This is a genomic window from Sphingopyxis sp. Root1497 (assembly GCF_001427085.1).
Lineage (GTDB): Bacteria > Pseudomonadota > Alphaproteobacteria > Sphingomonadales > Sphingomonadaceae > Sphingopyxis.
The window spans coordinates 36,626-57,603 of sequence record NZ_LMGF01000002.1 but is presented as its reverse complement, the minus strand read 5'-3'; the positions used below and the strand labels follow the sequence as shown (position 1 = coordinate 57,603).

General features: G+C 66.0%; 20 protein-coding genes and 1 pseudogene. 10 read left to right on the top strand and 11 right to left on the bottom strand.

Annotated elements, in window-relative coordinates; genetic code table 11:
* Positions 1-15: 15 nt before the first annotated feature.
* The 5 genes from ASD67_RS02925 to lgt all read right to left on the bottom strand — a co-directional run bounded on the left by ASD67_RS02925 (position 16) and on the right by lgt (position 4,596).
* Complete coding sequence (locus ASD67_RS02925; protein ID WP_156377549.1) at positions 16-1,299, bottom strand: MFS transporter; 1,284 nt, start codon at positions 1,297-1,299, stop codon at positions 16-18.
* Positions 1,300-1,408: 109 nt separating this feature from the next.
* On the bottom strand, positions 1,409-2,170 hold the full coding sequence (gene pgeF, locus ASD67_RS02920) for a peptidoglycan editing factor PgeF (protein WP_056343118.1): 762 nt from the start codon (positions 2,168-2,170) through the stop codon (positions 1,409-1,411).
* On the bottom strand, positions 2,167-2,685 hold the full coding sequence (locus ASD67_RS02915) for a GNAT family N-acetyltransferase (RefSeq protein WP_056343112.1): 519 nt from the start codon (positions 2,683-2,685) through the stop codon (positions 2,167-2,169). Before ASD67_RS02915 ends, pgeF begins: the two co-directional genes overlap by 4 nt.
* The gene (locus ASD67_RS02910; RefSeq protein WP_056343109.1) at positions 2,682-3,722 is read right to left on the bottom strand and encodes a class I SAM-dependent methyltransferase; all 1,041 of its coding nucleotides are present in this window, start codon (positions 3,720-3,722) and stop codon (positions 2,682-2,684) included. The genes ASD67_RS02915 and ASD67_RS02910 overlap by 4 nt, the downstream gene beginning before the upstream one ends.
* On the bottom strand, positions 3,715-4,596 hold the full coding sequence (gene lgt, locus ASD67_RS02905; RefSeq protein ID WP_056343107.1) for a prolipoprotein diacylglyceryl transferase: 882 nt from the start codon (positions 4,594-4,596) through the stop codon (positions 3,715-3,717). Before lgt ends, ASD67_RS02910 begins: the two co-directional genes overlap by 8 nt.
* Positions 4,597-4,673: 77 nt before the next feature.
* On the opposite strand from lgt, the gene ASD67_RS02900 reads away from it, so the two are divergent.
* The 3 genes from ASD67_RS02900 to ASD67_RS02890 are packed head-to-tail and all read left to right on the top strand — an operon-like array spanning position 4,674 to position 8,032.
* Complete coding sequence (locus tag ASD67_RS02900) at positions 4,674-6,380, top strand: class I adenylate-forming enzyme family protein (RefSeq protein ID WP_056343100.1); 1,707 nt, start codon at positions 4,674-4,676, stop codon at positions 6,378-6,380.
* A gap of 30 nt (positions 6,381-6,410) precedes the next feature.
* Entirely contained in the window at positions 6,411-7,256 is an 846-nt protein-coding gene (locus ASD67_RS02895; RefSeq protein ID WP_056343098.1) for a cytochrome b/b6 domain-containing protein, read from the top strand.
* Complete coding sequence (locus ASD67_RS02890) at positions 7,253-8,032, top strand: molybdopterin-dependent oxidoreductase (RefSeq protein WP_082544808.1); 780 nt, start codon at positions 7,253-7,255, stop codon at positions 8,030-8,032. The genes ASD67_RS02895 and ASD67_RS02890 overlap by 4 nt, the downstream gene beginning before the upstream one ends.
* Before the next feature lie 96 nt (positions 8,033-8,128).
* Here the strand turns inward: ASD67_RS02890 and ASD67_RS02885 are convergent, their stop codons facing one another.
* The 3 genes from ASD67_RS02885 to ASD67_RS02870 all read right to left on the bottom strand — a co-directional run bounded on the left by ASD67_RS02885 (position 8,129) and on the right by ASD67_RS02870 (position 11,265).
* Positions 8,129-8,566 carry a DUF1801 domain-containing protein gene (locus tag ASD67_RS02885; protein ID WP_056343097.1) on the bottom strand — a complete coding sequence of 146 codons (438 nt, stop codon included), beginning with the start codon at positions 8,564-8,566 and terminating at the stop codon, positions 8,129-8,131.
* Positions 8,567-8,576: 10 nt separating this feature from the next.
* Positions 8,577-9,917, bottom strand: a complete 1,341-nt coding sequence (locus ASD67_RS02880) for an acyltransferase family protein (RefSeq protein ID WP_056343095.1) — start codon at positions 9,915-9,917, stop codon at positions 8,577-8,579.
* A 274-nt stretch (positions 9,918-10,191) separates the two neighbouring features.
* Entirely contained in the window at positions 10,192-11,265 is a 1,074-nt protein-coding gene (locus tag ASD67_RS02870; protein ID WP_162248532.1) for a tetratricopeptide repeat protein, read from the bottom strand.
* A gap of 143 nt (positions 11,266-11,408) precedes the next feature.
* Between ASD67_RS02870 and ASD67_RS02865 the strand changes: the two genes are divergently transcribed.
* The 4 genes from ASD67_RS02865 to ASD67_RS02850 all read left to right on the top strand — a co-directional run bounded on the left by ASD67_RS02865 (position 11,409) and on the right by ASD67_RS02850 (position 14,971).
* Positions 11,409-12,626: an argininosuccinate synthase gene (locus ASD67_RS02865; protein ID WP_056343088.1), complete on the top strand. Its 1,218-nt coding sequence runs from the start codon at positions 11,409-11,411 to the stop codon at positions 12,624-12,626.
* Between the two features lie 152 nt (positions 12,627-12,778).
* Positions 12,779-12,964: a hypothetical protein gene (locus ASD67_RS02860; RefSeq protein WP_056343085.1), complete on the top strand. Its 186-nt coding sequence runs from the start codon at positions 12,779-12,781 to the stop codon at positions 12,962-12,964.
* Positions 12,965-13,007: 43 nt separating this feature from the next.
* Complete coding sequence (locus ASD67_RS02855) at positions 13,008-14,018, top strand: threonine aldolase family protein (RefSeq protein ID WP_056343083.1); 1,011 nt, start codon at positions 13,008-13,010, stop codon at positions 14,016-14,018.
* On the top strand, positions 14,015-14,971 hold the full coding sequence (locus ASD67_RS02850) for a DMT family transporter (protein ID WP_056343080.1): 957 nt from the start codon (positions 14,015-14,017) through the stop codon (positions 14,969-14,971). The genes ASD67_RS02855 and ASD67_RS02850 overlap by 4 nt, the downstream gene beginning before the upstream one ends.
* A gap of 18 nt (positions 14,972-14,989) precedes the next feature.
* Here the strand turns inward: ASD67_RS02850 and ASD67_RS02845 are convergent, their stop codons facing one another.
* Entirely contained in the window at positions 14,990-15,661 is a 672-nt protein-coding gene (locus tag ASD67_RS02845; protein WP_056343078.1) for a hypothetical protein, read from the bottom strand.
* 91 nt (positions 15,662-15,752) lie between these two features.
* Here ASD67_RS02845 and ASD67_RS02840 point away from each other — a divergent pair, with 91 nt between their 5' ends.
* Positions 15,753-17,021, top strand: a complete 1,269-nt coding sequence (locus ASD67_RS02840; protein ID WP_056343076.1) for an alpha/beta hydrolase family protein — start codon at positions 15,753-15,755, stop codon at positions 17,019-17,021.
* On the opposite strand, the gene murA is transcribed toward ASD67_RS02840, so the two are convergent.
* Positions 17,018-18,301, bottom strand: a complete 1,284-nt coding sequence (gene murA, locus ASD67_RS02835) for a UDP-N-acetylglucosamine 1-carboxyvinyltransferase (RefSeq protein ID WP_056343074.1) — start codon at positions 18,299-18,301, stop codon at positions 17,018-17,020. The genes ASD67_RS02840 and murA overlap by 4 nt on opposite strands.
* Positions 18,302-18,348: 47 nt before the next feature.
* Positions 18,349-19,728, bottom strand: a complete 1,380-nt coding sequence (locus tag ASD67_RS02830) for a TIGR02594 family protein (RefSeq protein WP_056343072.1) — start codon at positions 19,726-19,728, stop codon at positions 18,349-18,351.
* A gap of 17 nt (positions 19,729-19,745) precedes the next feature.
* On the opposite strand from ASD67_RS02830, the pseudogene ASD67_RS23965 reads away from it, so the two are divergent.
* Together ASD67_RS23965 and ASD67_RS23580 are read left to right on the top strand one after the other, a co-directional pair.
* Positions 19,746-20,606, top strand: a pseudogene (locus ASD67_RS23965) (DUF3011 domain-containing protein); the annotation flags it as partial.
* 2 nt (positions 20,607-20,608) lie between these two features.
* A partial coding sequence (locus ASD67_RS23580) for a hypothetical protein (protein WP_235535543.1) occupies positions 20,609-20,928 on the top strand: 320 nt, incomplete at its 5' end.
* Positions 20,929-20,978: the final 50 nt, after the last annotated feature.

The following is a 20,978-nucleotide window of genomic DNA, read 5'->3' as shown; positions in this document are numbered from 1 at the left end:
TCACCCGGCGATTGGTCAATCCTCGACGATCAGGCTGCGATCCTTCGTTTCGGGGAGCATCAGCGTTGCGACGCCTGCGGCGGCGATGATGAAGGCGACGTAGAAATAAAACAGCCACTCGACCCCCGCGCCCTTCAGTCCGAGCGCGACCATTTCGAGCGTTCCCGCGAACATCGCGTTGCCGATCGCGTATGGGAGGGCGACTCCAAGACCCCGGATATGTGCGGGGAACAGTTCGGCCTTCACCAGCGCATTGTTGGCGCTGTAGCCGCTTTGCAGGGTGATCGGGACCATGATCAGCAGCGTCGCGACGATCGGCGAGGTCACCGTCTCGAGCGTCAGGAAGGTCGGCACCGCGGCAATCGCGCCGCCGATTCCGAACAGCAGCAGCATCGGCTTGCGCCCGAATTTGTCGGCGAGCGCGCCGAACACCGGCTGCATCGCGGTAAACCAGAGGAGGACGGCGGCGATGATATAGGTCGCGGTCGCCTTGTCGAAGCCCACGGTGTTGAACAGATATTTCTGCATATAGCTGGTGTAGGTGTAAGCGCCGAGCCCACCGCCCGCCGACAAGATGCCGACGAGGATCGATTCGCGGCGATGCTCTTTCCACAACAGCTTCGCGGTCGAGGCGGGGCGGTCGACCGCCTGATTCTGGAACGACGGCGTTTCGGCGAGGTTGCGGCGGAGTACATAGACGCCGAGCGCAAGCAGCGCCCCGATGACGAAGGGAATGCGCCAGCCCCAGGCGGTGAGTTGCTCCTCGGTCAAAAAGCCCTGCAGCACCACCGCGACGAAGATCGCGCAAAGCTGGCCGCCGATCAGCGTCATATATTGGAAGCTGGCCCAGAAACCGCGATTCTTGCGCGGCGCCATCTCGGAGAGATAGGTGGCGCTGGCGCCATATTCGCCGCCGAGCGACAGGCCCTGTAGCATGCGCGCGACGAGCAGCGTTGCGGGGCCGAGCAGCCCGGCGACCGCATAGGTGGGGGCGACGGCGATCAGCAAGGAGCCGCTGAACATCAAGGCGACCGACAGCGACAGCCCCGCCTTGCGCCCGCGCGTGTCGGCGAACCGCCCCATCACCCAGGCGCCGATCGGCCGCATGATGAAACCGACGGCAAAGATCGCGGCGGTGCTCAGCAACTGCGCGGTGGGGTCGGCCTTGGGGAAGAAGACGGGCGCGAAATAGATCGCGAAAGAGGCGTAGGCGAACCAGTCGTACCATTCGACCAGATTGCCGAGCGACCCGCCGACGATCGAAACCAGCCGTTTGCGCGGTATCGCCAGGCTCTTCATCCGCATCCCCCTTTTTTGCCGTCACCCCGGCGAAGGCCGGGCTCTCGCCGGCGCGTCACGATGCGGGGCTGAGATCCCGGCCTTCGCCGGGATGACGGATGATTATGTATCAGCGGATTCCGATCACCGATAGCTGGCGGCCATAGCTGTTCTCGGCTTTATGGCAGGCGCGGCGATAGCTGAAATAATCCTCGGCTTCGGCATAGGTGTCGTGCCCGCCGATGGCAATTCGCGTCACCCCGGCGGCGGCGAGGCGCGCGGCGACATAGGCCGCGATGTCGAACATCGCATGACCGGGCTTGCCGGCGGCGAAGAAGCGCTCGTTGGCGGGGTCGTCGGTCAGGAAGGTAGCGACGAAGCCTTCGTCGACCTCGTAGGAGGCGCGCCCGATGCACGGGCCGATCGCGACCGCGATATTGGCGCGCGCGGCGCCGAGGCTTTCCATCGCGGTCAGCGTCGCGTCGGTCACCCCGGCGAGCGCGCCCTTCCAGCCGGCATGCGCTGCACCGACGACGCCGGCTTGGCGGTCGGCGAAAAGGACGGGGACGCAATCGGCGGTCAGGATGCCGAGCAACAGGCCGGGCGTCCGGGTCGCGAGCGCGTCGGCCTCGGGGCGGGCAGCGAGGTCGGTTTCGCCGTCGACGACCACGCAGCGATTGCCATGGACCTGATAGAGTCCGGTCAGCGCAGCGCCGCGCAACATGGCTTCGGCAACGCGGCGGCGGTTCTCGGCGATCAGCGCCGGGTCATCGTCCGATCCGAGGCCGCAGTTGAGCGACGCGAGGTCGCCGGTCGAGACGCCGCCGCGCCGGCCGAAGAAACCATGGGGGACGTCGGCGAGCGCGTCGGACCGGACGAAGGGGACGCTCACAGGTCGAGCCGGAAGAAGCGGTCTTCGTCGACATGGTTGCCGACACGAAACGCATTGCGGCCGACGTCGTAGAAACCATAGCGGCGGTACACCGCCTGTGCGCGCGGATTGTCGGTAAAGACCGAGAGATAGAGGATCGAGGCGCGGGCGCGAGCCCAAGCGATGCCCCAGTCCATCAGCGCGGTGGCGACGCCGGTACCCTTGGCGGCGTCGGCGAGATAGATCTGGTGGAGTTCGACCGCGTCGTCGGTCGGCTGGTCGGCGGGAAGCTCGAAGTCGAGCGGGCCCATCTTGGCGTAACCGAGGATCGCGCCGGCATCGTCGCGGACCATCGCGATCGACCAGTCGGGATCGGCGATCTGGGCGCGGAACCGGTCGGGCGGGTTCCATGTCGACAGGAAGAGCGCGAGGTCGGCGGGGTCGTAGATATGCCCGAAGGTGGCGGTAAAGGCCGTATTGGCGAATGCCGACAGCGCTTCGGCGTCGGCGATGGTGGCGGGGGTGAGGACGATCATGCGGCAAATCCTGCGGGGTGGGGCCAGGCGGGGTCGAAGGCGGTGAGGATCTGGAACAATTCGCCCATCTCGCCCGCCTCGACGAGGCGGTGGCGCTGGCCCTCGAGTTCTTCGGCGCGGGCGGGCGAGGCGGCGATCAGCGATTGGAGCCGTGCGTCGATGCCGAGCCGCTGGAGCCACAGGCCCTGGCCGACGGGACCGGCGACGGTGAGCCCGCCGCGCCGCGCCGCCGCGGTGAGTGCGGTGAAATCGACATGCGCGGTGAGGTCGATCTCGCCGGCGCGCTCGAAGGGGTCGGCGTAGCGGTGGCTCGATACCGCCTGCAGCGTGCCTCCCGCCGCGGGGCCGCGATAGCCGTAATCGATCGCGAGCATCGCCCCGCCGTTGTGTGCGATGCGCAGCGCGCAGCCGTGCATGACCGCGGACGCGGCGGGGCTGGTTTCGACGACCGTCCCGACGGGCTGGGTGCGGAGCAGGGGCGCGACGTCGGCGTCGACCGGGGTGTCGCCATGCTGCGTCACGAGCCGCGCGCCGTCGCGTGCGACCAGCCGCTCGCGCCAACCCTCTGGGGTCGCGACGAACTGGCGGATCGGCAGCGCGTCGAAAAACTCGTTGGCGACGATGAGCAGCACCGCGTCGCCGGGCAGGCTTTCGATCGTGTCATGGTGCGTTCCGTCGGGGACGCGCGACAATTGCGCCGCACGCAGCGCCGGGCTGGTTTCGACCAGTTCGACGCCGACGGGGTCGCAGCCGAAGCGCCGCATCGCGCGCAGCGCATCGGCGGCGAGGGTACCCCGGCCGGGGCCGAGTTCGACATAGCGAAAGGCAGGGCGCCCCGCGCGGTCCCACAGGTCGGCGCACCAGATGCCGACGAGTTCGCCGAACATCTGGCTGATCTCGGGCGCCGTCGTGAAATCGCCCGCGGCGCCGAGCGGGTCGCGGGCCGCGTAATAATGGCCGTTCGCCGCCGCCATATAGTCGGCGAGGCTGACCGGGCCGTCCGTCCAGAGGCTTTCGAGCGGACTCTCGTCAGGCAACGCTGTCGGGCCCGGCGATCGGTTCGACGCGCTGGCGGCGGCGCTTGGCGGTGAGGACCAGCCACAGGCCGATCACGATCATCGGCACGGTGAGCCATTGCCCCATCGACAGCCCGGTGCTTTCGACGACCCACATCCGCTGGCTGTCGGGGTTGCGGACGAACTCGACCGCGAAGCGGCTGACGCCATAGATGATCGACGCCATGCCGACGAGCAGGCCCGGCTTGTAGCGCGCATCGGTACGCCAGAAGAGCCAGGTGAGGACCGCCATCATCAGCAGCCCTTCGAGGCCGGCTTCGTAGAGCTGGCTCGGATGGCGCGGCAGCGGGCCGGCCTCGCCGGGGAAGATGATCGCCCAGGGAACATAGGAAATGCGCCCCCACAGCTCGCCGTTGACGAAATTGGCGATGCGGCCGAGGAACAGGCCGAAGGGGATGACGCACGCGACATAGTCGCAGAAGCGCAGGAAGCTGAGCTTTTCCTTGCGCGTCACATACCAGATCGCGATCAGCACGCCGATGACGCCGCCGTGCAGCGACATGCCGCCGTCCCACAATTTGAAGATCGTCGCGGGCTTTTGGATATAGGCTTCCAGATTGTAGAAGAGCACATAGCCGAGGCGGCCGCCGAGGATGATGCCGAGCATCGCATAGAAGATCATGTCGTCGGCGTGGCGGCGCGCCATCGGGGCGCCGGGCTGGTCGATCAGCTTGAGCAGATACCAGTAACCGAGGAAGATGCCGGCGAGATAGGCGAGCGCATACCAGCGGATCGGCCAGCCGAAGACGCTGAACGCGATCTCGGAGTTTTCCCCCATGAGATCGTGGAAGTTCACATATTGCGTTGCTTCGGCTAAGGTTGCAAAAAGAAACATATAGTCGCGCTGTCCTTCCCCAGGAGAGGCCTCCCCATAAGGGGTATGGCGAGCGAGACCAAGAGGAGAGATGCCCGATGCCATCCGCGCTCGATTTGCGCCTGGAAGCCGCCTATAATCTGATCACGGGTCCCGGCGGCCCGATCCAGGTCGGAACGGTCGAACGTTTTGGCCGGGACCTTCCCTTTATTACGAACGCGCCGACCAACCTTGCCGATTATGTTGCGTTTTTTGCTGCGCAGCATGCCGATGCGACCTTCCTCGTCGAGGGCGACGAGCGGCTAAACTTCGGCCAGGTCTATGCCGCGGCGCGCAAGGTCGCGGCGGGATTGATCGAGGGCCATGGCGTCGAGCGCGGCGACCGCGTCGGCATCGCGATGCGCAACGCCAATGCCTGGTGCGTCACCTATATCGGCGTACTGCTCGCGGGCGGCTGCGCGACCTTGCTCAATGGCTGGTGGCAGGGCGGTGAGCTGGCCGCCGGCATCGCCGACAGCGAGGCGAAACTGGTGATCGCCGACGTCCAGCGCGCCGCGCGACTCGCGGAGGTCGCCCATGGCGCGAAGGTCGTCACGCTCGACCTGTCGCAGCCGATCGATGAAGCGATCGCACCGATCACGTCGGCGGGCGGCAGCGCCGAGACGGTTTTGCCGGTGCTGACCGGGCAGGATCTGGCGACGATCCTCTTCACCTCGGGGTCGACCGGCCAGTCGAAGGGCGCCTATTCGCGCCACGAGGCGGTGGTGCAGGCGATCTTCAACTATGTGACCCAGACCGCGAGCATCGTGCACCTGTTGACGCAGGACGGCTTGATGTCGGACATTCAGCCCGCGACCCTGATCTGCACGCCGCTGTTCCACGTCACCGCCGAAATCCCGGTGTTCCTGCAGAGCATGGCGCTGGGGCGGAAACTCGTTCTGATGCCCAAGTGGAACGCCGAAGAGGCAATGCGGCTGATCCAGGATGAGCAGTGCAATTATTTCGTCGGCGTGCCGCTGATGAGCTATGAGATTCTGACCCATCCGAACCGCAAGAACTACGACCTGTCGACGTGCAAGAGCTACGCCGGCGGCGGCGCCCCGCGCCCGCCCGAACATGTGAAGCGGCTGTCCGAAGAGATGGGCGATGCCAAGCCCCTGCTCGGGTACGGGCTGACCGAAACCAATGCGGTCGGTTGCGGCATTATCAACGAAAATTATCTCGCCAAGCCGATGTCCACCGGCCCGGCGTCGAAGCCGCTGGTCGATCTCGCGATCCTCGACGACAATGGCGACGAACTGCCGCAGGGCGGGGTCGGCGAGGTGTGCATGCGTTCGGTTGCCAATTTCGAGGGCTATTGGAACAACCCGGCAGCGACGAAGGCGGCGTTTTTCGACAGCGGCTATTTCCGTTCGGGCGACCTCGGTTACGTTGACGAGGACGGCTATCTGTTCATCGTCGACCGCAAGAAGGACATCATCATCCGCGGCGGTGAGAATATCAGCTGTCAGGAAGTCGAGGCGGCGATCTACGAACATGCCGACGTCAATGAATGCGCGGTGTTCGGTCTGCCCGACGAGCGGTTGGGCGAGGTCGTCGGCGCGGTGATCTGGGTGAAGCCCGGGTCGACGGTCGACGACGGCGCGATGTGTTCGTTCCTCAGCGCGCGGCTGGCGCCGTACAAGGTGCCGTACAAGATCTGGATGTCGAACGCGGCGCTGCCCAAACTCGGCAGCGAAAAGATCGACAAGGTGTCGCTCAGGAACCAATATCGCGCGCAGTTCGCGACCGAGGTCGCGGCGTAACCAAAGCGAGGAACGAAGCGAATGGGGGATATGGCCCAGCCTGAAGCCCCCACCGTTCCGCCCGGCGCGGAGCAGCCGCGGCGCGTCTATCGCCACCGGCTGCCGACGCGCATCTGGCATTGGGTCAATGCCGTCACGCTGCTCATCCTGCTGATGAGCGGGCTGATGATCTTCAACGCCCATCCGCGCCTCTATTGGGGGCAATATGGGGCCAACCCCGACCATGCCTGGTTCGCGGTCGGGGCGACGCCGACGACGGGATTCGTGCGGATCGGCGAGACGCGGATCGAGACGACGGGGGTGCTCGGGCGCTGGACTGATGCCAAGGGCGTCGAACAGACCTGGGCCTTCCCGGGCTGGGCGACGATCCCCACCAAATACAGCCTTGCCGACGGGCGACGTTGGCATCTGTTCTTTGCCTGGGTGCTCGCGATCGGGCTGACGCTCTATATGATCTGGACCGCGATCGGCGGGCATTTGCGACGCGACCTGCACGTCCGGCGGCACGAATGGTCGCCGCGTCATATCTGGCACGACATCAGGGATCATGTCCGGCTGCGCTTTCCCAAGGGGGAGGCGGCGGCGCGCTATAATATCCTGCAGAAGCTGAGCTACATCGGGGTGATCTTTGTCCTGCTGCCGCTGATGATCTTCACCGGACTGACGATGTCACCGGGGATGGGCGCGGCGTGGCCGTGGTTGCTCGATATCTTCGGCGGGCGCCAGTCGGCGCGTTCGCTCCATTTCATCGCGGCGTGGCTGCTCGTGGCCTTCTTCCTCGTCCATATCGTCATGGTGCTGCTCGCGGGACCGGTGAACGAGATCCGCTCGATGGTCAGCGGCTGGTTCCGCCTGCCGCCGGAGAGGGACGAATGAGCGGCCTCATCTTGCCCCGCCGCCAGTTGATCGCCCGTGCGGGCGGGTTGGTCGCGGCGGCCGGTGCGTTGCCGTTGCTGGCCGGATGCGACGCGATCAACGAGGCACCGATCACGCGCAAGATATTGTCGATGGGCGAGGACATGCATCGCGGCAGCCAGCGCGCGCTGATGGACCGCGACGCGCTGGCGCGCGAGTTCGGCCGCGCCGACCTGTCGCCGGTGTTCCGCTCGAACGGGACGAAGCTGCCGCCGGGCGCGGCCTATGCCGGCCATGCCGCAAGCGGGTTCGCCGACTGGCGCGTCGTGGTGACGGGGCTGGTGGCCAAGCCCCTGTCGCTGTCGATGGCCGATATCCGTACGATGCCGCAGCGGAGCCAGATCACCCGCCACGACTGTGTCGAGGGGTGGAGCGCGATCGGCGAATGGACCGGGGTGCAGCTCAGCCGCATCCTCGCCGCCGCGCAGATCAAGGACGCCGCGCGCTTCATCGTCTTTCGCTGCGCCGACCGGATCGGCGACGCGCTCTATTATGAAAGCTGCGACCTGATCGACGCGCTGCACCCGCAGACGATCCTGGCGTGGGCGCTCAACCGCGAACTGCTGCCGATCGCCAATGGCGCGCCGCTGCGGCTGCGGATCGAGCGTCAGCTCGGCTACAAGCACGCCAAATATGTCACCGGGATCGAGGCGGTCGCCAGCCTCGGCGGCATTGGGGCAGGCAAGGGTGGCTATTGGGAGGACCGCATCGATTATGAATGGTATGCGGGGATTTAGGGTCCCCATGATGTCGTCATTGCGAGCGTAGCGAAGCAATCCAGAGCGGTTTACTCCTACTCTGGATTGCTTCGCTACGCTCGCAATGACGATATTTTACTTCGTATAGCGCGCGTTCATCGCGTCCCAGGTCAGCGCGACCAGCTTTTCCAGCACGCCCAGATCGACGTCGCCCAGCTTGTTGATATAGAGGCAGACCTTGCTCGTCTTATGCTTGCCAAGCGCCGCGAACAGCGCGTCGGCCTCGACTTGGCGCTCGCCATAATCCTCCATCAGATAGAGGGTGATCGCCGCCTTGCGCGGGCTGAATCCGGCGCGCGCCATCGTGCCCGAATGGCCGCTGTCATAATGATAGTCGTAGCTGCCATAACCGATGATCGACGGCCCCCACATTTTCGGTTCGAGGCCGGTAACGCGGCGATGGATCGCGTCGATCACCGGTGCCTCCTCGCGGCGGCGTTCTTCGGGGAGCGATGCGATATAGTCGGCGACGGTCACCTCGGTCGCCTTGGTCTTGATCTCGGTCTTGGCCATCTCGCTTCTCCTAGGTTTCGGCGCGGCGCATCAGCAGGCGCGCGGCGGGGCCGAAACCGACCAGCGCGGCGCCGAGGAAGGGCAGGGCAACGACCCATAGCCGAACGCCGGTGACGCCCAGCGGACTGGCGATGCTGATCGCGGCGGTCATCGCGAGCCCGGTGCAGATCATCAGCATGCCGAGGATCAGGCGGGCGTGGGTGACGTCGCCTTCGGCCGTCTTGCCGCCGCTTTCGTAGCGCGCGAAAAGCAGGATGAAGGGGAAGAGCAGCGCAATATAGAGCGCGAACCAGATCGGGCGCGCCAGCCACCATGCGGTGCTTCCCGGTTCGACATGCAGGCCGATGCCGCCGAGCAGCCAGGCGGCGATCATCACCAGCACGAAGGCGGTGAGGTGCCAGAGATAGACGGTCATGATCATGCCGTTGATCAGGACCACCGCCGTCCATGCGGTGCGGCCATCGAGCATCTTGCGTGCGGGTTTTTCGAGCGCGAGCGCGAGCCCGGTTTGCGCGATGCCGAGCGCGAGCAGCGCCAGCGTCGGCGGCATCGAATTGCTGAGCTCCGAACCCGGCACCCCGATCATCGCGACCGGATAGGGGCCGAGGCCGACGAGCAGCCCGAGCGCGACCAGGCCCGCCGCCGCCCAGAGCAGCGGCGCGGCGATCCGCCCGTCGTGCCAGGCATAGCCGAGCTGGTGGATCGCGACCCACACGAAGACGAAGTTCAGGAAATTGACATAGGGAATGCCATATTGCAGCGTCGCGATGTCGATCACGACCGCCGCCGCGACGAGCGCGAAGAAAGACGTGAGGCCAAAGCGCCGCCACGCCGCATGGCTCCACGGGGTCAGCGCGGTGACGATCAGATAGACGGCGAGGAACCACACAGGGACGAGCGCGAGCTGCGCCGCCATCTTGACCACCGCGCGGTCGATGCCGGCCTGCGTGCCGAACAGCGTGACCAGCGCCCAGATCAGCAGCAGCGGCAGCACGGGGTTGATCAGTCGCCGGACGCGCGCCGCGAACCAGGTCGTGAAGCGCGCCCCGTTTCGCTGCGTCGCCGCCCAGGACAGGCCGTTCGAGAAACCGCCGACGAGGAAGAAGAGCGGCATGACCTGGAACCCCCAGGTCAGCCACTGTGTCCAGGGCAGGATGCCGAGCAGATGCCCGCCCTCGACCGCGCCGTCTTTCATATAGGGCGCGGCGACGAGCCAGTGGCCGACGACGACCGCGAGGATCGAGAAAGCGCGCAGGAAATCGACATAGCGATTGCGTGTCGGCGGCGCCGCCTCGGCCATCGCGCGGGCGCGCGACCAGAGCGTCTTTTTAGGCGGCGTCGCGATGTCCATAAATCTCTCCTCGCCGGACAAGTGGACGGGAAAGAATGATAAAGCGTTAGCCACGATCCGCAACGGTCGTCCGCGCGGCGACCGCGTCGGTACCTTCCTGTCCGAAGGCAAGGACACGGGTGTCGTACCAATCCTCCCTGTCGCGAAGCGATAGGGAGGTGGCAGCCGCGAAGCGGGTGACGGAGGGCCCGACGCCGTCAGGCGTCGTGCGACCTTTCGGCCCCTCCACCACCGCCTGTGGCGGCGGTCCCCCTGCGGCCATTGGGAGAATTACTCACCCGTCGCAGTCGCTCCAATAATCCTTGTTCGTGGTGCAGCTTTGCAGCCCCGAATAATGGTTCACCAGGCACACGGTCTTCATCGGGCACGCCTTGAACACGCGCGGCTTGTACTCGGGGGGCGCCTTGGCCTTGGTGAAGGCGCCGACGACCTGCGCGCGGAGCGGGATCAGTTGGCTGCGGATGTTGTCGTCGCCGCGCGCGATGCCTTCGTCCATCCAATAGAGAATCTCGTCTTCATGCGGCAGCGGGTTCTTGAGCTGGAGCAACGACGACGCCGCCATCACGGCGCCATAGGGTTCGCCCTGGTCGGCGACGATCCGCGACAGACGATAGGCGAGGTCGAAATCCTTCCTGGTGCCGGTGCCGCTGTTGATCATGTCGAACGCCATGATGACCGCGTAAAAATGCCCGCGCTCGGCGGCGGATTTGAAGGCGGCGAAGGCTTTCTTCGGGTCCTTTTTCGTCCCGATGCCCTCCAGATGATAGAGTCCGGTGCGATAGATGGCGTCGATATGGCCCGCCGCGGCCGACTGACTGAGCAGCGCGAAGGCCTTGGCCGGGTCTTTCTTGCCGCCGATGATCCCGGCGCCGTAAAGCGTGCCGACCGAATAGAGCGCGACCGGGTCGCCGAGGTCGGCGGCCTGCTGGACCAGCGCCAGCCCCTCCTGCGGCGTACCGCCCGCAACGCTGCTGTTGATCCACGCATGGCCGATCTCGCTGAGCGCGGCCGGATCCTTCTGTTTCTGCGCATAGGCGAGCGCGGCGTCGCGGCCTTCGGTGGTGCGGATATACCAGTTGCCGCCGCGCGCGGTCATCTCGGCAAGCGGCGCGGGGCAGGGGGTGCCGGCATTGGCGCCCGCCTCATAGCTTTGCGCCCACGCAGTGGCCGCTGCCGACGGGGCGGTGCCGGCCTTCTTCTCGGCCACCAGCCGGTCATAGGCGTTATGGCAATCGACATTCTGGTTATATTCGACCGTCGGATCGGGCATCGCGCCGCCGCCGCTCATCGTCGAGGAAGCCGTGGCCAGCGCGAGAAAAGGCGCGGCGAGGGTCAGAAGCATTCGCATGACAATATTCCTACGGGCGCGTCCCCGCGCGCGAATATGCCGCATGTCGGGCGCGGAAACTTGTAAGAACGCGCCAAGGCGTTGCGTGCGCGAAGCGGGCCTGTTAGGCGCCGCGGCGTCTTTTCCCGCCAAAGGTGTGCCCCATGTCCGAGTCCTTCAAACGCGTCGTCCTCGCCTATTCGGGGGGGCTCGACACCAGCGTCATCCTGAAATGGCTGCAGGTGACCTATGGCTGCGAAGTGGTGACCTTCACTGCCGACCTCGGGCAGGGCGACGAGCTGGAACCCGCGCGCGCCAAGGCCGAGCTGATGGGGATCAAGCCCGAGCACATCTATATCGACGATGTCCGCGAGGAGTTCGTGCGCGACTTCGTTTTCCCGATGATGCGCGCCAATGCGCGCTACGAGGGCGACTATCTGCTCGGCACCTCGATCGCGCGCCCGCTGATTTCCAAGCGGCTGGTCGAGATCGCCAAGGAGGTCGGTGCCGACGCCGTGGCGCATGGCGCGACCGGCAAGGGCAACGACCAGGTGCGTTTCGAACTCAGCGCCTATGCGCTGAACCCCGACATCAAGGTGATCGCGCCCTGGCGCGAATGGGACCTGACCAGCCGCACCGCGCTGATCGAATTCGCCGAAAAGCACCAGATTCCGGTTCCCAAGGACAAGCGCGGCGAAAGCCCCTTCTCGACCGATGCGAACCTGCTCCACACCTCGTCCGAGGGCAAGGTGCTCGAAAATCCGTGGGACGAGACCCCCGATTATGTCTATTCGCGCACGGTCAATCCCGAGGATGCGCCGGACATTCCCGAATATATCACGGTCGATTTCGAACGCGGCGACGGCGTCGCGCTGAACGGCGAGGCGATGTCGCCCGCCACCTTGCTGACGGCGCTCAACGAGCTCGGCCGCAAGCATGGCATCGGCCGGCTCGACCTCGTCGAGAACCGCTTCGTCGGCATGAAATCGCGCGGCATGTACGAGACCCCGGGCGGCGAAATCTACGCTCGCGCGCATCGCGGCATCGAAAGCATCACGCTCGATCGTGGCGCCGCGCATCTGAAAGACGAGCTGATGCCGAAATATGCCGAGCTCATCTACAACGGCTTCTGGTTCGCCCCCGAGCGCGAGATGCTGCAGGCGGCGATCGACCATAGCCAGGAAAAGGTGTCGGGCACGGTGCGGCTCAAGCTCTACAAGGGCAATGCCAGCGTCGTCGGCCGCAAGTCGCCGAACAGCCTGTACAGCGAGCGCCATGTGACCTTCGAGGACGATGCCGGCGCCTATGACCAGAAAGATGCGGCGGGCTTCATCAAATTGAACGCGCTGCGCCTGAAGTTGCTGGCCAAGCGCGACCGCTGACGCTTCGACCCGTTCGGGGCAGGAATCGCCGCAGCGAGCGGCCGGATCGATCGCATGCGGTCGACCCGGCGCCCTGTGCGTGATACGTACCGTCCCGGCAATCGAACGATAATGTCGGGAAGAGGCTGCCACCATCCAATGGGGTAGCGGACATGGACGAATGGAACGCGGAGGACGTGACCTCCGAACGCGACGATTGGGAATGGCGCACTGTGCTGGTTCCGCGCTTTGCGCTGAACGTCAATCGCACCGGAATGCGCACACGCTTCATCTGGCCGGGGCGCTATTTGGTGCGTTGGTCGCGGACCTATAAACGTTACGTCTATCGCCGCCATTGAGGCCCCGCTGGCGTGCCGCGTTTCGCTGCGCTAAGGGCGCGACATGACCGCGACCCGCTTCTTCTCCGACAATGCCGCGACCGTCCATCCCAAGGTGATGGAAGCGCTGGCGGCCGCCAACCACGTCGACACCGCCTATGACGGCGACGCGCTCAGCCAGTCGCTCGACGCGACCTTTTCGGAGCTGTTCGAAACCGACTGCGAGGTCGTGTGGATCCCGACCGGCACGGCCGCGAACAGCATCATCCTCGCGCATTTCGTGCGGCCCTGGCAGGGCATCCTCTGTTATGAAGAGGCGCATATCGAGGTCGACGAATGCGGCGCGCCGAGCTTCTATTCGGGCGGCGCCAAGCTGATGACGCTGCCCGGGCCGGGCGCGAAGATCGACGCCGACGCGCTGCGCGAGCGCATCCGCAGCATCCGCAACGACGTCCACCAGGTGCAGCCCGCCGCGATCAGCATCACCAACGCGACCGAATACGGCCTCGCCTGGCGCCCCGACGAGGTGCGCGAGATCAGCGAGATCGCCAGGAGCAAGGGGTTGAAGCTCCATATGGACGGCGCGCGTTTCGCCAATGCCGTCGCCTTCGCGGGTTGCGCGCCCGCCGATGTGACCTGGCGTGCCGGGGTCGATGCGCTGTCCTTCGGTTTCACCAAGAACGGCGCGATGATGGCCGAGGCTTTGGTTTTCTTCGGCGGCAGCGGCGGCGCAGGCGTGCGCGAACTCAAGAAGCGCGGCGGCCACCTGCTCAGCAAGGGGCGCTTCGTCGCGGCGCAGATCCGCGCGATGCTCAAGGACGATCTGTGGCTGACCAATGCGCGCGCCGCCAATGCCGGCGCGGCGGCGCTGGCGGCGGCATGCGGCGACCGGCTGATGTATCCGGTCGAGGCGAACGAGCTGTTCGTGCGGATCAGCGCCGAGGATGCCGCCGACCTGCGTGCCAAGGGCTTCGATTTCTACGACTGGGGCGAGGGCGCGGCGCGGCTGGTGGTGAGCTGGGACCAGGACGCCGAAGCCGTCGCGCCGCTCGCGGCAGCCATCGCGGCGCTGTGAGCGCGCAGCCCAGCCTTTTGACGCCGCGCGTCCTGCTGCCGTTCGCGTTCATCACGCTGATCTGGGGCTCGACGTGGATCGTCATCACTGGGCAGCTGGGGGTCGTGCCGCCGAGCTGGTCGGTCGCTTATCGTTTCTTCGTCGGCGCGGCGGCGATGTTCGCCTATGCGCTGTGGCGGCGCGAATCCTTGTTGCTATCGGGCTGGGCGTGGGGCTTCGCGGCGCTGCTGGGCCTCGCTCAATTCGCGTTCAACTTCAACTTCGTCTACCGGTCCGAACAGCATATCACCTCGGGACTCGTCGCGGTGCTGTTCGCGCTGCTGATCGTGCCGAACACCTTGCTCGGGCGCGTCTTCCTCAAGACGAAGGTCGAGGGGCGCTTCCTCGCCGGGGCGGGAATCGCGATCGTCGGGGTTGGCATGATGATCCTCCACGAATATCGCGCCGCGACGGTCGGGGCGGGCGAGGTGCTGCTCGGCACGGTACTGGCTTTGAGCGGGGTGATGAGCGCATCGACCTCGAACGTCATGCAGGGCGCAAAAATCGCGCGTGCGCAATCGATGGTGGTGATGATCGCCTGGGCGATGCTGTTCGGCGCGCTCGGCGATGCGAGCTTCGCATGGATCACGACGGGGCCGCCGGTCATCGAGACGACACCGGCCTATATCGCCGGGGTGCTCTATCTGGGCGTGATCGCGAGCGCGGTCACCTTTCCGCTTTATTTCAACATCATTCGCGAGGTCGGGCCGGGACAGGCCGCCTGGTCGAGCGTGCTGATCCCGATCATCGCGATGGGATTCTCGACCGTGCTCGAGGGCTATCGCTGGGCGCCGCTGTCGATCGCGGGTGGTGCGGTGGCACTGGTTGGGCTGGCGATCGCGGTGGCGAAGCGGCCCGACAAGCCCTCGGTCAGCGGCGGGACGGTGTCGGTGCCGGTCGACAAGGCCGACTGACCGGGTCGCTCCAGCGCGTCAGGACCGCTCCTCGCCCACCATATGGTCCGCGACGCTGTATGAATGGCTCGCCTGATAGGCGTTCCGGCCGCGATTCATATGCGTCAGGTTGAAGGCGCGAATGCCCCGCAAGGCATGTGCGTTTGACAGAAAGGCGCGGATCGACGCCGCACTACGGACCCTGATCCCGAACATATCGGCGCCGTTCGGAAAGAAGCAGCTCACATCCTCGGGCGCGGCGACGCATCGCTCGAGCAGCGGGTGGTCCACCTGTTCGGGATCGCACGACCCGTCGGCGGTGAAATCCGAAAGATGGACGATGAACCGCGCCCGCAGATCGTCGCCGCCGGCATAGAGGGTGAACAGCTCCATCCAGCTCGCATTGACGCGGACGAGCGGCTTGTCCGAGGTCGAGGGCAGGCACGAGACCGACCAATAATGGCGCTCGGTCCGGCGCGGCACCGGGATGCAGGCGGCGGCGTACAGGCCGAGGATGGCCAGCAGGTCTTCCGCTTGCGGGCGGCGCAGCAATTTTTCGAAGCGCGCCGCATATTTGAAGCGTTGCTCGATCGATTCGGCCCGCTCGTCGGCGTCGGGCGGGCGATACTCGCCTTCCAGCCAGCCGTGTTGCTGCTCGGGATCGAGGAACTGGCGCAGCCCCTTGGCGGCGCGGTGCGATGCACGGGTCATGCCGCGACCATGCGCGCCCCGCCGTCGATCGGCAATCTTCCTTGGTCGAAGGCGGTTCGGATTTCGCGGCGGCTGTCCTAAAGACAGGATCATGAATCCTATCGCCTTCGCTTTCGCCGCCGCGCTCGCCGTCCTCTCCTCGCCCGCCGCCGCGCAGCCCGCCTGCGCGCCGGGCACCTATGCCGCCGCCGACGGCGATTTCGTCGTGCTCGCGCCGGTGCCGAGCATCCCCGCACCGGGGCTGCGCTATCTGTTCCGCGACGGGCGCCGCGGCGCGACGAGCGAGGCGGCGGCGCCATTGGCGTGCCGCGACGGCTTGGTCGAGGTGCAGGGCGCGCGCTGGAGCCGGATCGCCTTCCGCGAGACCCCGGCGAGATTCGACAGCGTCGGGACCCGGCTGACCGGCCTGCTGATCGAACCGCCCGGCGCCGATGCCAGGCGGCCGCTGGTGGTCATGGTGCACGGCTCCGAACGCACCTCGCCGATCGGCGGCGTCTATGGCTATGCGATGGCGGCGCAGGGGATTTCGGTGTTCGTCTATGACAAGCGCGGGACCGGCGGCTCCGAGGGCGAGTATACGCAGAATTTCGAACTGCTCGCGGCGGATGCTGCGAAGGCGCTCGACACCGCGCGCCGGCTGGCGGCGGGTCGCCATGGCCGCGCGGGCTTTTTCGGCGGCAGTCAGGGCGGCTGGGTTGCCCCGCTCGCGGCGACGCGCAGCAAGGCCGATTTCGTCGCGGTCGGTTTCGGCCTCGTCGCCTCGCCGATCGAGGAGGATCGCGAGCAGATGGTGTCGGAGGTCCGCGCTGCGGGGCTGGGCAAGGATGCCGAGGCACTGGTGACGCGCTTGTCGGCGGCGACCGCGACGCTGCTGCTGTCGGATTTCAGGGACGGTTATGACGCACTCGATGCGGCGCGGCGCGCGATGGCGGCGCAGCCATGGGCTGGGAAGATCGAGGGTGAATATAGCGGCGCGATGGCGCGGATGACGAATGAGGAATTGCGCCACCTCGGCCGCGCGCGCTTCGACAATCTGGAACTGATCTGGGATTATGACGCGGTCGCGGCGCTGCGGAAACTCGACACGCCTTTGCTGTGGGTGCTCGCGGGCGAGGACCGCGAGGCGCCGATCGAAACGACCCGCGCCGCGCTGCTCGGGCTGGCGAAGGCGGGCAAGCCGATCGACGTCTATCTTTTTCCGCAAACCGACCATGGCATGTTCGAATTTACGACCGGGCCGGATGGCGAGCGCAGCGTCACGCGGATCACCGATGGGTACCTCAAGTTGCTCGGCGACTGGATAAAAGGCGATGCGCGCGGACCCTATGGCCGGGCGGAGCATCTGACCGCCGATCGTTAGCCCGCGCTGATCCGTTCGATATCGGCACCGACCGCCTGCAATTTCTCCTCCAGCCGCTCATAACCGCGGTCGAGGTGGTAGACGCGATTGACCTCGGTGGTGCCCTGCGCTGCCAACCCTGCGATGATCAGGCTCATCGAGGCGCGCAGGTCGGTCGCCATGACGGGGGCGCCGACCAGATGATCGACCCCGCGCACCACGGCGCTGCGGCCGCGCACGTCGATGTCGCAGCCCATGCGGGCCAGCTCGGGGACGTGCATATAGCGGTTTTCGAAGATGGTTTCGGTGAACAGGCTGGCGCCGCTGCCCAGCGTCGCCATCGCCATGAACTGCGCCTGCATGTCGGTGGCAAAGCCGGGATAGGGCGCAGTCGACAGGGTGACCGGCTCGGCGCGGCCCGACATCGCGACGCGGATGCCGGTCTTGGTCGCCTCGACCGTCGCGCCGGCCTGGCGCAGCGCGCTCAATGTCGCTTCCATCTCGTCGGCCTTGGCGCCGACCAGTTCGACGTCGCCCTCGGTGATCACCGCGGCGCAGGCGTAGCTACCCGCCTCGATGCGGTCGGCCATCACGCGATAGGTCGCGCCGTGCAGGCGGTCGACGCCTTCGATGGTCAATGTTTCGGTGCCGATGCCGTCGATCGATGCGCCCATCGCGACGAGGCAGTTGCACAGGTCGACGATCTCGGGCTCGCGCGCCGCATTTTCGAGGACGCTCGTGCCTTTGGCGAGCACCGCGGCCATCACCGCGTTTTCGGTCGCGCCGACCGAGACGACGGGGAAGGTGAATTTGCCGCCCGCCAGGCGTCCGCCCGGCGCGCTCGCCTTCACATAACCCGAGGCGAGTTCGATTTCGGCCCCCAGCGCTTCAAGCGCCTTGAGATGCAAATCGATCGGACGGTTGCCGATCGCGCAGCCGCCGGGCAGCGAGACGGTGGCTTCACCGGCGCGCGCGAGCAGCGGGCCGAGGACGAGGATCGAGGCGCGCATCTTGCGGACGATATCGTAAGGCGCGACGGTCGAGGTCAGCGTCGTCGTGCGTGCGGTCATCACGCGGCCGAAATCCTCGGGCCGCGATCCCTCGATCGTCGTCGAACAGCCGAGCTGGTTGAGCAGGTGGCCGAAGCCGTCGACGTCGGCGAGCCGCGGCAGGTTGCGCAGCGTCAGCGGCTCGTCGGTGAGCAGCGCGCAGGGCAGCAGGGTGAGCGCCGCGTTCTTGGCGCCGGAAATGGGGATACGGCCCTTGAGTCGCTGGCCGCCGCGAATGACGATTTGATCCATTCGCAGTCTTTAGCGGATGGCGGCGGTGGCGCAAGCGGGGGCGATGCTCATTGCGCGGGGCCGAGCCAGTCCGAGGGCAGGCGATAGCCGAGGATCTTGCTTTCGGGCACCGAGACTATCGACACCTCCTTGCAGATATTGCCCGCGAGCACCCGGACGCCGCCATCGGGCGCGGAACCCAGATAGAAACCCGCGACGCCCCCGCCGGGAACCCCGTCGCGGCTGGTGACCACGACCGAGCCGACGACCGGCTCGCCGACTTCGGCAATGGCGTCCTTGCCCCAGCTGAGCCACGACCGCGCCAGCCCGCTGTTGGTGCCGGTCTTGCCCGCCCGGTTCATCACATAATTGACGAACTGGCTGTTCCACGGCTGCTCGTCCGATGCGAATTTCGGTTCGGCGGTCGCCATATAGGCGAGGATGCGCGGGTTCGCTTCGTCCCCCGAAAATTCGCGCTGCCCTAGTTCGCCGATCGCGATATTCACCCATGTCGCGGTGTTGACGAGGTCGGCATCGCTACGCAGTTGGCCGAGTTCGTCGAGATTCACGACATAGGAGCCGCGGTCGCATGCGAGACTCAAGGCCGGACCCTCGGTCGTTTCGGCGGACGGGCCGGTTGGGGCGGGGGCGACGCCATCCGCGGGCGTGGCTGTCGCCGGTGCGGCGGTCGTCGGGTCGCCGCCGTCGCCGGGCGAAACATCGGGCGTCGCGCCGCCGCCCGACCAGGCGAAAAAGGCCAGCAGCCCGAGCAGCGCCACGATGACCCACTTCCACGGGACTTCGAAAAAATAGAACCACCATGGCGATTCGGGGATTTCGACATCGCCATATTCCGGCCGAACGATGGACCCGTCGCGGAAGAAGCTGATCCAGTATTTCTCCATGAAGTCCTTGGAGAAATAGGCCGAATGGGTGGTGTCGTGCAGCCGGTCCTTGACCGGCGCGCCGAAGCCGTTGGTGCCGGAATAGCCATAGCCCCAGGTGAAGGATTTCGCGACCGCGGGCCAGATGTCGCGGACGCCATAATCGTTGATGATCTTGCCGCTGACCTTGTGCGACACGCCTTCCCAGTCGAAATCGGTATCGATCACCGATCCGCAAAGGATCAGATTGTCGATCTTGAACAAGTAGCTTTCCTTGAGCAGCGTCGCGACGACATTGGTCCCGTTGCTGTGCGCGATGACGCTGACCAGCCCGCCCTCTTTGCGGACCCGGTCGATGATGGGCAGCATCCGGTCTTCCGACCGGTCGATCGGGCCGCGGCGCCAGGGGCCGGGGATCAGGAAACGGAAGAGGTCGAAGCGCCCGTATTTTATCGGCTCGATTTCGATGTCGCCGAGTTGCGCAAACACCTGTTGCGCGCGTTCGTACCAACTGGCGTGTGTCCTGATTCCATGGACGAGCAATATGATGTGTTTGCGCGGCATGACTGTCACGGCCCCCGATGGTCGATCATGGCGATACCATCCGCCCTCCGGTTGCGGTGGATAGCAGGGTGCAGCCTAAGCGAGGCTGCGCCGAAAGGGAAGTGATGCCGCCCATGGTTAAGTCCTGCCTGCCGGACCCGGTCTTTTGCGATGGCAATGCGCACCGAAACGTGGAAACATTGGTGCAAATATCGGGAAGTAGAGGGACGTTACTGGACGGAGTCGGTTTTCAGAACAGAAGGGGCAAGGGCATGAGGAATATTGTCGCGACCATCGCCACGTCGGCGTCGTTGATCATGGCGCAGCTCGCGCCGCCGGTTCTTGCCCAGACGACCTATCCCTATCCCGGCTCGGGCGGCCCGCAGATCCAGCCGCCGCGCGACCAGGGCTATGCCGGGACGCTGCTCTGCGAATCGCGCAAGAACAAGCTCCAGCGCTGCAATGTGCGCACCGACAATCGCGTCGACCTGATCCGGGTGATCGGCGGGCGTTGTTCGAAGGGGCGCGACTGGGGCTTCACCGCCAACCAGATCTGGGTGTCGGGCGGCTGCCGTGCCGAATTCGGTTATGGCTATGGGTACGGCAATGGCGGCGGCTATCCGGTGCCGCTGCCGCAGCCGGTCGACGATTATGCGGGGACGATCCGCTGCGAATCGCGCGGCAGCCGCTACGAACAATGCAATGTGCAGACCAACAACCGCGTCGAGTTGGTGCGGCGGCTCGGCGGCAAGTGCAACGACGGGCGGCAATGGGGCTATACCGCGAACTATATCTGGGTGAACGACGGTTGCCGGGCCGAATTCGGCTATGGCTACAACAATCTGACCCCGCTGCCCGGACCCCGGCCCGAGAAGGACAAGGGGCCGAGCACCGGGCTGNNCCCCGGCGGGCGAAGAGACCACGACCGAAGAGCCCGCCACTTATCCCGCCGGACCGCCGGCGACGCTGAGCGCGAACCTGTCGGCGTTGCCGAGCGCGGCGCGGCCGTCGGTGCAGAATTGCATGAACGACGCGGCACGCCAGATCGGGGTCACCGGCGGCACGCGGCTGAGCTATGACAAGCTGGTGTCGCTGGAGCAGGGCAATGGCGGCTGGCGCATCCGCGCCGCGATGACCGCGACCTATCCCGACGGGGCGCGGACGGTCGAAATGTATTGCCGGGCGACGCCGAGCCAGATCATCCAGCTCGATTTCAGCTAGCGCGCTACGGCGTTTTGGATATTGCCGTCATCCCGGCGAAAGCCGGGTGA

What these genes read in the sequence shown, in the direction of transcription:
- ASD67_RS02925 (WP_156377549.1), bottom strand. Translation starts at nt 1,299, where the DNA reads ATGAAGAGCCTGGCGATACCGCGCAAACGGCTGGTTTCGATCGTCGGC.
- ASD67_RS02915 (WP_056343112.1), bottom strand. Translation starts at nt 2,685, where the DNA reads ATGATCGTCCTCACCCCCGCCACCATCGCCGACGCCGAAGCGCTGTCG.
- lgt (WP_056343107.1), bottom strand. Translation starts at nt 4,596, where the DNA reads ATGTTTCTTTTTGCAACCTTAGCCGAAGCAACGCAATATGTGAACTTC.
- ASD67_RS02900 (WP_056343100.1), top strand. Translation starts at nt 4,674, where the DNA reads ATGCCATCCGCGCTCGATTTGCGCCTGGAAGCCGCCTATAATCTGATC.
- ASD67_RS02895 (WP_056343098.1), top strand. Translation starts at nt 6,411, where the DNA reads ATGGCCCAGCCTGAAGCCCCCACCGTTCCGCCCGGCGCGGAGCAGCCG.
- ASD67_RS02890 (WP_082544808.1), top strand. Translation starts at nt 7,253, where the DNA reads ATGAGCGGCCTCATCTTGCCCCGCCGCCAGTTGATCGCCCGTGCGGGC.
- ASD67_RS02885 (WP_056343097.1), bottom strand. Translation starts at nt 8,566, where the DNA reads ATGGCCAAGACCGAGATCAAGACCAAGGCGACCGAGGTGACCGTCGCC.
- ASD67_RS02880 (WP_056343095.1), bottom strand. Translation starts at nt 9,917, where the DNA reads ATGGACATCGCGACGCCGCCTAAAAAGACGCTCTGGTCGCGCGCCCGC.
- ASD67_RS02870 (WP_162248532.1), bottom strand. Translation starts at nt 11,265, where the DNA reads ATGCGAATGCTTCTGACCCTCGCCGCGCCTTTTCTCGCGCTGGCCACG.
- ASD67_RS02865 (WP_056343088.1), top strand. Translation starts at nt 11,409, where the DNA reads ATGTCCGAGTCCTTCAAACGCGTCGTCCTCGCCTATTCGGGGGGGCTC.
- ASD67_RS02860 (WP_056343085.1), top strand. Translation starts at nt 12,779, where the DNA reads ATGGACGAATGGAACGCGGAGGACGTGACCTCCGAACGCGACGATTGG.
- ASD67_RS02855 (WP_056343083.1), top strand. Translation starts at nt 13,008, where the DNA reads ATGACCGCGACCCGCTTCTTCTCCGACAATGCCGCGACCGTCCATCCC.
- ASD67_RS02845 (WP_056343078.1), bottom strand. Translation starts at nt 15,661, where the DNA reads ATGACCCGTGCATCGCACCGCGCCGCCAAGGGGCTGCGCCAGTTCCTC.
- ASD67_RS02840 (WP_056343076.1), top strand. Translation starts at nt 15,753, where the DNA reads ATGAATCCTATCGCCTTCGCTTTCGCCGCCGCGCTCGCCGTCCTCTCC.
- murA (WP_056343074.1), bottom strand. Translation starts at nt 18,301, where the DNA reads ATGGATCAAATCGTCATTCGCGGCGGCCAGCGACTCAAGGGCCGTATC.
- ASD67_RS02830 (WP_056343072.1), bottom strand. Translation starts at nt 19,728, where the DNA reads ATGCCGCGCAAACACATCATATTGCTCGTCCATGGAATCAGGACACAC.